The sequence below is a fragment of the Amycolatopsis sp. WAC 04197 genome, assembly GCF_003947475.1.
GTDB lineage: Bacteria > Actinomycetota > Actinomycetes > Mycobacteriales > Pseudonocardiaceae > Amycolatopsis > Amycolatopsis japonica.
In genome coordinates, this window is the sequence record NZ_QHJK01000005.1 from 143346 (window position 1) to 156145 (window position 12800).

At 68.5% G+C, this 12800-nt stretch carries 12 protein-coding genes; 3 read left to right on the forward strand and 9 right to left on the reverse strand.

From position 1 onward, the window contains the following. Positions 1-126 precede the first annotated feature (126 nt). From DMC64_RS21225 to DMC64_RS21260, 8 genes are all read right to left on the reverse strand, one after another. A complete protein-coding gene (locus DMC64_RS21225; protein WP_125734940.1) occupies positions 127-1983 on the reverse strand; it encodes a DUF5107 domain-containing protein in 1857 nt (618 codons plus the stop codon). Continuing rightward, positions 1980-3047: an ABC transporter ATP-binding protein gene (locus DMC64_RS21230; protein WP_016335507.1), complete on the reverse strand. Its 1068-nt coding sequence runs from the start codon at positions 3045-3047 to the stop codon at positions 1980-1982. The genes DMC64_RS21225 and DMC64_RS21230 overlap by 4 nt, the downstream gene beginning before the upstream one ends. Positions 3048-3053: 6 nt before the next feature. After that, positions 3054-3983: a carbohydrate ABC transporter permease gene (locus tag DMC64_RS21235; RefSeq protein WP_038511254.1), complete on the reverse strand. Its 930-nt coding sequence runs from the start codon at positions 3981-3983 to the stop codon at positions 3054-3056. Between the two features lie 10 nt (positions 3984-3993). Beyond that, a complete protein-coding gene (locus DMC64_RS21240; RefSeq protein WP_037345437.1) occupies positions 3994-4944 on the reverse strand; it encodes a carbohydrate ABC transporter permease in 951 nt (316 codons plus the stop codon). Further along, on the reverse strand, positions 4944-6338 hold the full coding sequence (locus DMC64_RS21245; RefSeq protein ID WP_125734942.1) for an ABC transporter substrate-binding protein: 1395 nt from the start codon (positions 6336-6338) through the stop codon (positions 4944-4946). The genes DMC64_RS21240 and DMC64_RS21245 overlap by 1 nt, the downstream gene beginning before the upstream one ends. Before the next feature lie 81 nt (positions 6339-6419). Further along, on the reverse strand, positions 6420-7301 hold the full coding sequence (locus DMC64_RS21250; RefSeq protein WP_125734944.1) for a class II fructose-bisphosphate aldolase: 882 nt from the start codon (positions 7299-7301) through the stop codon (positions 6420-6422). A gap of 10 nt (positions 7302-7311) precedes the next feature. Next, the gene (locus DMC64_RS21255) at positions 7312-8202 is read right to left on the reverse strand and encodes a 1-phosphofructokinase family hexose kinase (RefSeq protein ID WP_125734946.1); all 891 of its coding nucleotides are present in this window, start codon (positions 8200-8202) and stop codon (positions 7312-7314) included. Positions 8203-8209: 7 nt separating this feature from the next. Further along, on the reverse strand, positions 8210-9091 hold the full coding sequence (locus tag DMC64_RS21260; RefSeq protein ID WP_125734947.1) for an SIS domain-containing protein: 882 nt from the start codon (positions 9089-9091) through the stop codon (positions 8210-8212). A 218-nt stretch (positions 9092-9309) separates the two neighbouring features. On the opposite strand from DMC64_RS21260, the gene DMC64_RS21265 reads away from it, so the two are divergent. From DMC64_RS21265 to DMC64_RS21275, 3 genes are all read left to right on the forward strand, one after another. Next, the gene (locus tag DMC64_RS21265; RefSeq protein ID WP_125734948.1) at positions 9310-9783 is read left to right on the forward strand and encodes a carboxymuconolactone decarboxylase family protein; all 474 of its coding nucleotides are present in this window, start codon (positions 9310-9312) and stop codon (positions 9781-9783) included. A 99-nt stretch (positions 9784-9882) separates the two neighbouring features. Next, the gene (locus DMC64_RS21270; protein ID WP_125734949.1) at positions 9883-10332 is read left to right on the forward strand and encodes a MoaF C-terminal domain-containing protein; all 450 of its coding nucleotides are present in this window, start codon (positions 9883-9885) and stop codon (positions 10330-10332) included. 270 nt (positions 10333-10602) lie between these two features. Continuing rightward, positions 10603-12048 carry an APC family permease gene (locus DMC64_RS21275; protein WP_038511232.1) on the forward strand — a complete coding sequence of 482 codons (1446 nt, stop codon included), beginning with the start codon at positions 10603-10605 and terminating at the stop codon, positions 12046-12048. Here DMC64_RS21275 and DMC64_RS21280 read toward each other — a convergent pair. Further along, positions 12028-12777: a GntR family transcriptional regulator gene (locus tag DMC64_RS21280; RefSeq protein WP_125734950.1), complete on the reverse strand. Its 750-nt coding sequence runs from the start codon at positions 12775-12777 to the stop codon at positions 12028-12030. The two genes, DMC64_RS21275 and DMC64_RS21280, sit on opposite strands and share 21 nt — an antisense overlap. Positions 12778-12800 lie beyond the last annotated feature (23 nt).

Here is a 12800-nt window from a genome sequence, read left to right on the forward strand (position 1 = left end):
CGGCGCCACTCCTAGCTCGCTGCGGCCTATCGCGCATACCGGTGCGCTGTTGGCCACTGTTTCGAGCAGTATGCTGCATCGCGGTTGTCCGCCGCGAGCGGCACGCCGGTCGAGTGGCCCGGCCGGTCACTTCATCCGGAAGTCGTGCTGTTCCGGCAGCGGTTCGTCGGAAACCGCCGCCCAGGTGTCGGACAAAGACGTTTCCCCTTCCCTGATGTTCGCGACCTCGAAACCGCTGTCGTACACGGCCTTGGCCCCGGCGGTGTCGCCGAGCGCGAGCCGGGTCCGAGCGGTCAGGAGGGCGATCCGCCCTTCCACGGGCAGCCCGTCCAGCAGCGCACTCGCTTCGTCCGGGAGCCCCGCGGCGAGCTGCGCCGCGATGGCCTCGACGACCAGGGGACGCAGTGACGGCGCGAGGGCGACCGCCCGCCGGTACAGCCAGGCGGCCTCGTGCCCGGCCGTGGCGATCGCGAGATTCCGCAGCGCCCAAGGGTTCTCGGCCGCCGACACGGACTCGCGCCAGGCGCGGACCGCGTCCGACTGCCGTCCGGCCGCCCAGTGCGCGACGCCGCGGTGATACCAGGTCAGCCAGTTCTTCGGGGCGTACTCCATGAGATCCGCCCAGTAGCGGTTCACCAGTGTCGCCGGAGGGACGGCGAGCGGATCGCCGTCCGGCGGCGTCCCGTCGAGCAACGCGAGCCACGGCTCCTGGTCCGGCCCCAGCGATTCGTCCGGGAACGGCGTGCCGGGCAGGCACATGGGCGCACGCCGGTTCTCCAGCGCGCCCCAGCCGGAACCGGTGGCCAGGAAGGATTCCGGGGTGACGTCGGCGATCTTCCGCCACGCGTCGTGGCGCTCGTCCATGGTCTCCGCGGACGGCAGACCGGCGGCGACGGCTTCACGAGCCGCCGTCCAGTCGTCACCGTGCACCGCGGCCGGATCGGCGGCGACCGGGCCATAGGCCTCCAGCCAGTCCCAGCTCTCCCCCGGCGGCAAGCGCAGGTGCTCCAGCTGGGTGCGGGCCAGCCCGGCCTGGATCTCCAGATAGCCACCGGCGTCCGGCGCCAGCCACTCCTGCCAGCGACGTCCGCCGGTGGATTCGCCCCACAGGAACAGCTTCCGGCCGCGCAACCGGCTGGTGGACAGCTGAGCGAGCCCGGTCCCGTCGGCTTCGACGGCCGCGACCCACGGTCGCCCGGTCACCTCGAAGAAGTAGTCCGCCGCGGCCTCCGCCCGCGCCGGATACGTCAGCTCGCCGGGCACGTCGACCAGATCGAGCCGTCCCGAATAGCCGTAATGCCAGGCCTGCGTCGCGGGCGCCAGCACCCTCGTGCCCTCGTTCTGCGGCACCGCGATGTTCGACCACCAGTACACGGGGACGTCGTAGGGATGCGGGTTGCGCACCCGCACCGCCACGAGCAGCTGCTCCGCCCCTTCCGGCAGCCAGAAGTCGACCTGGTACGGCAGGTCGCGGGTGCGTTCCCACTCCCACAAACGCAGCACCGGCGTGCCGTCCGGGCCCTCGATCTCCGCGGCGAACATCGGCTCGCAGGTCAGCGTCGTATGCCCGGTGCTGCCGAGGTTCCACTCGACACCGCCGGCGAACCACGCGTCCCGCAGGGCGAGGTTCGCGGGCTGGAACACCGGGTTGCGGTAGAGCAGCTCGCGTCCGGACGGCTTGTGGACCAGTGAGTACAGCCGTCCACCCAGCGACGGCAGCACGGTGGCGCGGAGTTTGTCGTTCTCCAGCACCACCGCCGGAAGTTCACGGTCGGTGCGCTCGCGGGAGTAACCGTCCTGCAGCAGGCACGGCAGCGTGGTGTCCAGGCGGCCGTAGCCGATGTTCTCCGCCAGGTCCGGCGGCAGCTCGTCCACATTGGACACCTTCGCCACCGCCTCCGGTTTCCGGAGCGGGGGCAACGGGTTCTCCGGCCCCAGTTCGGCGGCCGGGAGCACCAGCCCGGTGCGATACAGGCTGGTCATGCGTCCGGGAGCCTGTCACCGGTCGCGGCGTCGAACAGGTGCACCGCACCCGGTTGCGGGGTCAGGGAGATCGGCTCGCCGCGCTGCCACGGGGCCATACCCGGGGTGCGGACGGTCAGCACACGATCGCCGTCACGGCAGTAGAGGTACTGGTCGCTGCCCAGCTCTTCGACGACCTCGACGATGGCCTCGAAACCGCCGTCGCCGATCGTCCAGCCCTCGGGCCGGACGCCGACGACGATACCGGGCCCGGTCAGTGCCGAACGTTGCGCCGGGGTCAGCGGAAGCCGCGTCCCACCGGCGACGGCCCCATCACTGTCCACAGTGGTCTCCAGCAGGTTCATCGCGGGCGAGCCGATGAACCCGGCGACGAACACGTTGACCGGCTTGGCGAACAACCCGACCGGTGTGTCGCATTGCTGAAGGATCCCGTCCTTCAGTACGGCGACCCGGTCTCCCATGGTCATCGCCTCGACCTGGTCGTGCGTGACGTAGAGCGTGGTGATGCCCAGCCGCCGCTGCAGTGACGCGATCTGGGTGCGGGTCTGCACGCGGAGTTTGGCGTCCAAGTTGGACAGTGGCTCGTCCATCAGGAACACACTGGGCTCGCGCACGATCGCCCGCCCCATCGCGACCCGCTGCCGCTGACCGCCGGACAGTTTCGCGGGTTTGCGGTCCAGGTACTCGGTCAGGTCGAGCACGGCCGCGGCCTCGCGCACCTTGCGGTCGCGTTCGGCCTTGGGCATCTTGGCCAGCTTCAGGTGGAAGCCGATGTTCTCCCCCACCGTCATATGCGGGTAGAGCGCGTAGTTCTGGAACACCATGGCGATGTCCCGGTCCTTCGGCGGCAGTTCGGTGACGTCGCGGTCGCCGATGTGGATGGAGCCGTCGTCGACGCCTTCCAGCCCGGCGAGCATCCGCAGCGTGGTCGACTTCCCGCAGCCGGACGGGCCGACCAGCACCAGGAACTCGCCGTCGGCGACCTCGAGGTCGAGGCCGTCGACCGCGGGACGGTCCACCCCGGCGTAGAACCGGGTGGTGTCGGAGAAGGTCACGGTGGCCATCAGGTCCTACTTTCCGGCGCCGAGGGTCAGGCCGGTGATGATCCGGCGGGCGAGCACGAGGTAGAGCACGAGCATCGGGAGCACGACGATCGCCACACCGGCGATCAGGCCGCCGTACTCCGACTGGTAGCTCGCCGCCCCGTAGAAGGTGAAGAGCGCACGCGACAGCGTGAAATGCGCCTGGTCCTTGAGGAACACGATCGCCAGCAGCGTCTCGTTCCACAGCCCGATGGCGTTCAGCGTCAGCGCGGTGATCATGCCGCCCCGGGTGAGCGGCAGCATGACCGAGAAGAACGTGCGCATCGGCGACGCGCCGTCCAGCGCGGCCGCCTCCTCCAGTTCGTCCGGCAGCGACCGGAAGAACCCGGTCATCAGGAAGACCGTGAACGGGATCGACAACGCCACGTACAGCACGAACAGACCGTATTCGTTGTCCAGGTGCACTTTGCTGAGCACCACGAACAGCGGGATGATCACGGTCTGGAACGGCACGCCCATGCCGATCGCGACGACGTTCGTCATCGGCCCGGCGCCGCGGACGCCGAGCCTGGTCAGGGCGTACGCGCAGGGCGCCGAAACGGCGACCGTGACGACCGTCGCCAACCCGACCAGGACCACGGTGGTCAGCACGGCCTCGCCGAAACCGGCGTTGTTCCAGGCGTAGATGAAGTTCCGGAACGGCTTGCCGACCTTGAACCACTGATACGGCAGGTCGAACGGCTTGGTGAAGATCTCCACCGGTGTCTTGAACGACGCCGTGAGCAGCCAGTACAGCACCAGGATGTTGCCTGCGGTGAACAGCCACACGATCGTGGAACCCAGGACGCGCAACGGGCTGAACCGTTTGGAGCCGGGCGCCGGACGTGGTTTGCGTGGCGGCTTGCGCACCGGTTTCGCCGCTCGCCGCGCGGGCGCCTCGACGTCGGTGACGGACATGGGATCTCCCTCAGAACTGGATCGCGTCACGGCGCATCAGCCGGCGGAGCAGGACGACGAGCACGGACACCAGCACGATCATCGCCACCGCGCAGGCACAGGCGGCACCGAAGTCCGGGGTGCCGTTCGAGCCGAAGGTCCGGTCGAACACGTAGATCCCGAGCGTCCACGCCTCGTTGGGCGGGGCGTAGGTGCCCGGACCGGCCAGCACGAACACCAGCTCGAAGATCTTGAGCGCGTTGATCGTCCACAGCACCCCCGCGACACCTACGACGTCCCAGGTCATCGGCAGCGTGATGTTCTTGAACTTCTGCCACGGCGACGCGCCGCCCAGCTCCGCGTCCTCGTAGAGGTACGGCGGGATGCGGTCGACCGCGGCCATCAGGATGGTGATGTAGAAACCCGAGCTGGCCCAGATCAGTGAAGCCGTCACCACACCGGTCACATTGGACGGTGCGAGGAACTTCGCCGCGTCCGCGCCGAGGCTTTCCAGCACGTAGTTCGCCAGTCCCTGTTTCCCCGGCTGGTACTTGAAGACGAAGCCGAGGAACATGCCGAGCGCCACCGGCGCCACGATGTTCGGGAAGAACAGGATGGCGCGGACGATCTTGCCGCCCTTCATGTCCCGCAGCACCATGGTGAACAGGAAGGCCAGCGCGAACGTGCCGATGCCGCCGAGGAACACGTAGATCAGCGTGTTGCGGAAGGCGTACTGGAACGAGTCACTCGCCCACATCTGCGTGTAGTTGGTGACGCCGTTGGGTTCCGGCGTGTCCCCCGCCCCGGCCCAGCTGGTGAAGCTCAGCACGACGGTCGCGATCGTCGGCAGGACCAGGAAGGCCAGGTACAGCACCAGCGCCGGCGCGGCGAACGGCCAGAACAGCCGTTTCTTGCGACTCAGGTGCGCCCCGGCCTTCACGGCCCGCGCCGGCGGTTTCGCCGGAGTCGTGACTGTCGCCATCAGCCCTGGTTCTTCCAGAATTCGGCACCCTTGGCGGCGAGCTGGTCGACGAACTGCTGCGGGGTGATCTGGCCCTTCAACAGCGCGATGTCGGCGGGGTCGAAGACGTCGGTCTGCCACTTGCCGCCGGCGATACCGTCGATCCCGTCGTACTGCAGGACGTGCTCCTTCTTCGGGTCGTCCAGCGCGGCCTTGACCTGCTTCAGGTCGTCCGGCACGGCGAGGTCCGCCCGCGGCACGAGGTTGTCGGCCACCACGGGGATCCCGGCGAGCAGGTCCTTGTTGAGGAAGTAGGCGATGAACGCCTTGGCCGCTTCGGCGTGCTTGGCCTTCTTGGTCACCGAGAAACCGATCGACATCTGCTCGACGGTGTCGTGCGTGGCGCCTTCGGGCATCGGGAACTGGAAGGAGCCGTAGTTGATCTTCGCTCCGGCGCCCTGCTTGTCCAGGTACTCGCGGGTCTCGCTCGGCGCCCAGCTGCCGACGTAGAGGAACCGGGAGTCGCCGTCGGCCCAGCGCTGCTGCACCTGCGGGAACTTCGCCGCGTCCCAGCCGTCGATGAAGTACTTGGGCAGCTTCGCGGTTTCGGTGGCGGCTTTGAGGAAACCGGGGTCGGTCTTCCACGCCTGACCGGTCTTGTCGGTCGCGGCCTTGTACAGCCCGCCCGCGCCGACGTAGCGCTCGGCGAGCTGGGTGTAGAAGTACATGTTGTAGAACGGGATGTCGCCGTCGAGGCTGATCGCGGCCTTGCCGTCGGACTTCGCCTTGTCGAACAGGCCGATCAGCTCGTCCATCGTCTTCGGCTGCTGGATGTCGCCCGCGGTGTCCTTGTTGAACCACCAGGCGCTCGACTGGATCGTGTACGGGACCATGAAGTTGTGGCCCTCGCGGTCCTTGTTCTGCAGGAAGTCGTACGAGCTGGGCGAAAGCACGTCCTTCACGGTCTTGTCGCCCTCGCCGACCTTCATCGCGAACACGTCGTCGACGCTCTGCGTGCCGCCCGGCGTCATGACCGCCGCGCCGACCTTGCTGACGTCCTGGTCGAACAGGTCCGGCACGGCGTCGGTGTTCAGCGCGGGCACCAGGTTCTGGGTGTAGGCCTTGCGGCCCAGCCACTGCACGTCGACCTTGACGCCGGTCTTCTCCTGGAAGCATTTGAAGGCCTTCTGGAGGACCTTGCCCTGCGGCTCGTCGGCCGTCCACATGGACCAGTACGTGAATTCCTTGTCCGTCGCGGGTTTCACCCCCGCCTCCGGACAGGGCGCGTTGAGGAACTGATCGACGCCTGGGAGCGCGTTCTCGCCGGTGCCACCGGCCGCCGTGTCCCCGCCGCCGCATCCCGCGAGCAGGAGCGCCGCCCCTGCCGTCAATGCCGTGAGCCTGCCTACCCGCATCCGCCACCACCTGGATCGAAGATCACACAAGTTCTGCTTGTTCTTGCGCAGTTTTGTGAGGTTTCACGCACATGTCAACACTCAATCGCGCAAACTCTGCTCAATCGTCACCTTGACCGGTTCAACATGATCAAGCTTGAGCACTCCCAGCAGTCGCCGCACCTCGACGGCGACCGCGGCACGCCCGGCACCGAGGTATTTCCGCGGGTCGACCCGCTCAGGATGCGCGCGCCAGTCCTCCGCCGCGGCCGCGGTGAACACCTTGTTGAGCTGGGTGGCGATATTGATCTTCGTCATCCCGGCTCGTACGGCCTCGGCCAGCCCATCGTCGGGCACGCCGGACGATCCGTGCAGCACCAACGGCACCGGCACTTTCTCCCGCAGCCGCGCGATCAGCTCGAAGTCCAGCGCGGCGTCACGGGTGAGCATGGCGTGCGAACTGCCCACCGCCACCGCCAGCGCGTCGATCCCGGTGGACGCGACGAACTCCGCCGCCTCGTCGGGATCGGTGCGCGCGCCGGGCGCGTGGACGCCGTCCTTGCCACCGACCTCGCCGAGTTCGGCCTCCACCCACACTCCGTGGTCGTGGCAGTACGCGGCGACTTCCCGCGTGGCGCGCACGTTGTCGGTGTAGTCCAGTTTGGACGCGTCGAACATGACGGAGCCGAAGCCGAGCGCGACCGCCTCGCGGACCAGATCGGCCGATTCCGCGTGGTCGAGATGCACCGCGACCGGTGTCGCGGCCCCTCTGGCCGCGGCGAGGGCCGCTGTCCCGACCGGCGCCAGCGAGCCGTGGTATTTCACGGCGTTCTGGCTCAGCTGCACGATCACCGGCGCTTCCGCCGCGGCGGCGCCGTCGATGATCGCGGTGATGTGTTCGAGCTGGATCGCGTTGAACGCGCCGCAGCCGCGCCGGGCCGCGACGGCGGCTCCGACGATCTCCCCGGTTCCCACCAGAGGCATGACTGTTCTCCTAGTCCGGGCGGGCGCGCACGGCGACCAGCCCCTGTTCGGCTCGGTAGTGCGCGAGGTCGACGTCTCCGGCGAGCGGGCCGAGCACGGCCGCCCCGGACAGCGCGACGGCGCGGCGCAGGATGTCCTGCCAGGATTCGGCGCGGCTCAGCCCCAGTGCCAGCGCGGCGACGACGGCGTCGCCGGCGCCGGTGGTGTTGCCAGTGAGCACAGTGGACGGTGCCGCGTGCCAGGTGCCGGAACCGGTCACCGCCAGCAGTCCTTCGGCACCCAGCGACACGACGACGGCGCCCGCCCCGGCCTTGCGCAGTTCGGCCGCGGCGGCCACCGGATCCCGCAGGCCGGTGACCTCGCGCAATTCGTCGGCGTTCGGTTTGACGACGGACGGTTTCCCGGCCAGCCCGGCGAGCAGCGCCTCACCGGATGTGTCCAAGATGGACGGTGCGTCGCCGAACAGCCCGGCGTATCCCCCGGCCCCGGGAGGAAGGCTGCCCGAGCAGACGAGGACGTCGGGCTTACGGGCCCGGACGGCCTCGGCAAACGTTTGCCACTCGTTTCCGGTGAGCCGGGGCCCTGGCTCGTTCAACAACGTGACCGATCCGTCGTCCGCGAGAACCGTGATGGTGCGCCGGGTCTCGCCGCCGATCGGAACCGCCGTGGCGGGGATTCCCGCCGCCGCGAGATCGCCCACGACGGCGGCGCCCGTCGCGCCGCCCGCCGTGAAGAGCGCGCGGACGTCGGCGCCGAGCGTGTGCAGCACCCGGGCGACGTTGACGCCCTTGCCGCCCGCCCGGTGCCGCACCTCCCGAACCCGGTGCACGTCACCGGCCCGCAGACCGTCCACTGTGTACGTGACGTCCAGCGCGGTGTTGGGCGTGACGGTGACGATCACGGCAGCCTCAGGTCAGGACGACGGAGCGAGTAAGGCTGCGGGGGTTGTCCGGGTCGAGCCCCTTGCGGGCGGCGATCGCCCCGGCGACACGCTGCGCGCGGACCAGGTCCGCCAGCGGGTCCAGGCCGCTCTCGACGAACAGGCCGCCCGCGCGGGCGACGTCGTCGGCCAGCCCCTCCGGCGCCTGCCCGAACATCCAGGTCACACGGCCGGGTTCGCTGATGCTGATCGGCCCGTGCCGGTAGTCCCACGCCGGGTACGACTCCGTCCACAGCAGGCACGCCTCGCGGAACTTGAGCGCGGCCTCGTTCGCGATGCCGACGGACCAGCCGGTGCCGAGGAAGCTGAACTGCTCGGCCCCGATGAGCTCGTCGGGCAGTGGTTCGGCGAGCACGCGCTCGGCCTGGTCGGCGACCGCGGTCAGGTCCTCGCCGAGGTGCGCGCGCAGCATCGCCAGCGCCGTCGTGGCGAAGCGGGTCTGCACGACCGAGCGCTCGTCGACGACGGACAGGTCGACGATCGTGTCCGCGGCGGCCTCGATCTCGCGGGGCACCCCGGTGATCGCGATGGTCGGCGTCCGGCCCCGCAGTTTCGCCAGCAGGGCGTGCACCTCGGTCGTCGTACCCGACCTGGTCAGCGCCACGACATGGTCGTAACCGCGGCCTTCCGGGAACTCCGACGCGGCGAAGGCGTCGGTCTCGCCGAGCCCGGCGGACTCGCGAAGGACGGCGTACGCCTGGCCGATGAACCACGACGTGCCGCAGCCGACGATCGCGACCCGCGCGCCCGGCGGCGGCAGCAGCTCACTGTTCGCCGAGGCCAGCGCCGCCGCGTCCCGCCAGCGGCCGGGCTGGCTCGCGATCTCCGCCGCCATGAAGGTCCCGCTCATGAACTCCCCATCCGTGCCAGTTGTGCGCAATAGCTGTCACGTTAGGTGCAGTTTTGTGCAACGTCAATGCTCTGTTAGCGCACTTTCACGCATTTGATGCGTTCAGATGTGCGTGCTGGGCGAGGCTTCGACCTGCGTGACCGGCGTCACTCCGAAAGCTGTCACAACCTCTCCGTCCGGCTCGTCATGTAGGCAGCAATCGACCGAGAGGGAAGATCATGGAACCGCGCGTCAACCTGTTCGAGAACGAAGTCGTCCTCAAGTACGTCAAGCGTCTCGGCGCCGCGAACCGCCCGATCGAGGAGTCCTCGCTGCCGCACGCGACCCAGGAACTGGTGAAGCTGCGCGCCAGCCAGATCAACGGCTGCGGCTTCTGCACCGACATGCACAGCAAGGACGCCGCGCACGCCGGTGAGACCTCGGTCCGGCTCAACCTGGTCGCCGCCTGGCGGGAGGCGAACGTGTTCACCGAGGCCGAGCGCGCGGCCCTCGCGCTCACCGAGGAGGGCACCCGGATCGCCGACGCACACCACGGCGTCAGCGACGACACCTGGGCGCAGGTGCGCAAGCACTACGACGACGAGCAGATCGGCGCCCTGATCGCGTTGATCGCCGCGATCAACGCGTACAACCGGCTCAACGTCATCGCCCGGACGCCGGCGGGCGACTACCAGCCCGGCATGTTCGACTGATCCTCGCGTTCATCGACAACAGGATCGCTTCGCCGGACAACGATCGAGGTGCGACGGGCTGCTAAACCTGCGGATACCAGCGATCCGGAGGTTCAGCCCGTGCAACTCGACGTCCGCTTCTTCCCCGTGACCGGAACCCATCGGCTCAGCACCGACCTCGTCGGGCTGCGCGCGAACTTCCACTACGGCTCGGGGAACGTGCTGGAGCAGCATTACGCGGACAAGACGACGATGATCTGGACCGGAGTTTCCGGCGATTTCGCCGGTGTCCGCCAGAAAGAGGCGACACTGCGTGTCTTCGAAACCGGCCCGGCGCAGTATTTCGTCACCTGGTACGAATCCGGGACCGTCGCGACGGCGGCGCACGGTGAGATCTTCGACGGCGGCTATCCCATCGCTGTGATGGCCGACTTCGACCGTCTGATCGCGACCGCCGCCTACACGAACCCGCGTGAAGATGGCGGACAGTATTTTCTGGTCGACCAGGCGACGATCGAGATCCTGGACAAGCCGCACGGATGGCCTTCCTTTCCCGAACCCCGGTCGTGAGTGGCAATGGTCGTTCTAACCCTCTTTACCACTCACGACCCGCGCGGGGACCGGACATCATGACATCAATCGGGCGCGCAGTCGTCCCCGCGAGTCACCCCGAATTCCGCGTGGCAGGGTTCGATCACGCCACATTCGACTTACCCCTCAATAGAACGACCTCGCCACTCACGACCGGGCGCTGCCGAACAAGCGCCGCGCACGCAAAGGCAAAGCCCCAGCCCACCTTCGCTCCCATACTGGCCGTCCAGCGGAGATGAGGAGCAGCGCATGAGCCGAGACGACACGTCGCTCGCCAAGAACGTCCTGGGCGTGCCAGGCATCGTCTTCCTCGTGCTCGCGGCGGTCGCGCCGTTGACCGGGATGATCGTGATCGCGGCCATCGGCATCGCGGTCGGGAACGGCGGCGGCATGGTCGCGGCGTTCCTGCTGGCGACGGTCGTCCTGCTGCTGTTCGCGGTCGGCTACGCGCAGATGTCGCGGGTCCTCACGAGCGCGGGCGGCTTTTACGCCTTCGTGGTCAAGGGATTGGGCCGGACACCGGGTCTCGTCGCCGGTTTCATCGCGATGCTCGGCTACAACTGTTTCGTCGCCGGAGCGATCGGGACGAGCGGATTCTTCACCTCCACGGCGATCGACGACGTCTTCGGCCTGAAACTCGATTGGCTGTTCTGGAGCGCGCTTTCGGTCGCGCTGGTCCTTTTGCTCAGCCGTCGCGGGATCGCGGTCAGCGCGAAGGTGCTGGGCGCCTCGCTGATCCTCGAAGTGTCGATCCTGCTGATCATGGACTTCAGCGTGCTGTTCCGGCACGGCTTCTCGTTCGCCGCGTTCAGCCCGTCCGTCATGTTCCAAGGTGCCGGCGGGCTGGCGTTGTTGTTCGCCGCCAACGCTTTCATCGGTTTCGAGGCGACGGCGCTGTTCGGCGAGGAGGCCAGGGACCCCAAGCGGACGATCCCGCGGGCGACCTACATCGCCATCGGGTTCATCGGGGTGTTCGCCGCGTTCACGACTTGGGCGGTGGTCAGCGCGATCGGCGCCGAACAGGCGCAGGACGTGGCCGCCGCGCATCTGTCGAGCGGGGATCTCGTGCTTTCGGTCGCCCAGGAGTACCTCGGCGGCCCGCTGACGAAGGTCATGTTGCTGCTTCTGGTGGTCAGTCTGTTCGCGGCGCTGCTGGCACTGCACAATTCGGCCACCCGCTATCTGTACGCGCTGGGCCGGGTCGGCGTGCTGCCGCGTGTGCTCGGCAAGACCAGCCCGCGCAACGGCGCGCCGCGCTACGCCTCGATCGTCCAGTTGCTCTTCGGGTCGGTGGTGGCGTTGGCGTTCCGCCTCGCCGGGCTCGACCCGGTCGCCGACCTCACCGCGAGCATGACCGGCTTCGGCACCCTCGGCATCCTCACCCTGCAGTTGTTCGCGGCCGTGGCGATCCTGGTCTACTTCCGCCGGACGCGGGACCGGCGGGTCGTGAAGACGCTGATCGCGCCCGGGCTGGGCGCGGTGGGCCTCGGGCTCATCGTGACGTTGGCGATCGTCAACTTCCCGACGCTCGCCGGGTCGAGCAACGGCGTCGTCCCGCTCCTGCCGTGGCTGCTCCTGGTCGTCGCCCTGGCCGGGCTCGCGCTCGCCGGCTGGCTGCGCCGGTTCCGTCCTTCGGTTTACGACGCGTTGGAGACCGACCTGGAACGCGAACCGTCAAACGTTGTTGGTCAGTGAGAGGTTGAACGAATAGCGCGAGGCGCGGTAGACGTGCCATCCGTATTCCACGACCTTGCCGGACTCGTCGTAGGTGGTGCGGCGCATGGTGAGCAGCGCCGCGCCCGGCTGCTCGTCGAGTAGTGCGGCGTCCTCCTCGGTCGCCTGCCGGGCACCGACGTTCTGCTGGGCGGCGTGCAGCCGGACACCCGCCGAGCGCAGTAGCTGGTAGAGCCCCTTGTCCCGCAGTTCCTCGTCCGACGGATCGAGGAGGCCGTCGGGCAGGTAGTTGTTCATGATCGCCAGCGGTTCGCCTCCGATCGAGCGCACCCGCTTCAGCCGGCGGACGTGGGTCAGGCCCGGCGTTTCGAGCTGTTCGATCGCCTCCTCGCCCGCGGGCTCGACCTGGTTCACGAGGACGACGGATTCCGGCTTGTCCCCCAGCTCACTGAGGTCGTCGAAGAGGCTGCTCAACCGCAGCGGCCGGGCCACCTTGGTGCGGACGACCTGCGTGCCGACACCGCGCTTGCGGACCAGCAGGCCCTGATTGACCAGTGACTGGATCGCCTGACGGATGGTCGGCCGCGACAGGTGCAGCCGCGCCGCCAGGTCCAGCTCGTTGTCCAGCCGGGCACCGTTGGGCAGCCTGCCGTCTTCGATGGCGGCGCCGATCTGCCGGGCGACCTGGGAGTACAGCGGTTCCGGGCCGTTCGGATCCACCACGATCTCGCCGGGCACCCAGGGTTTCATGCGCGGAGCCTACCGCGCTCGAC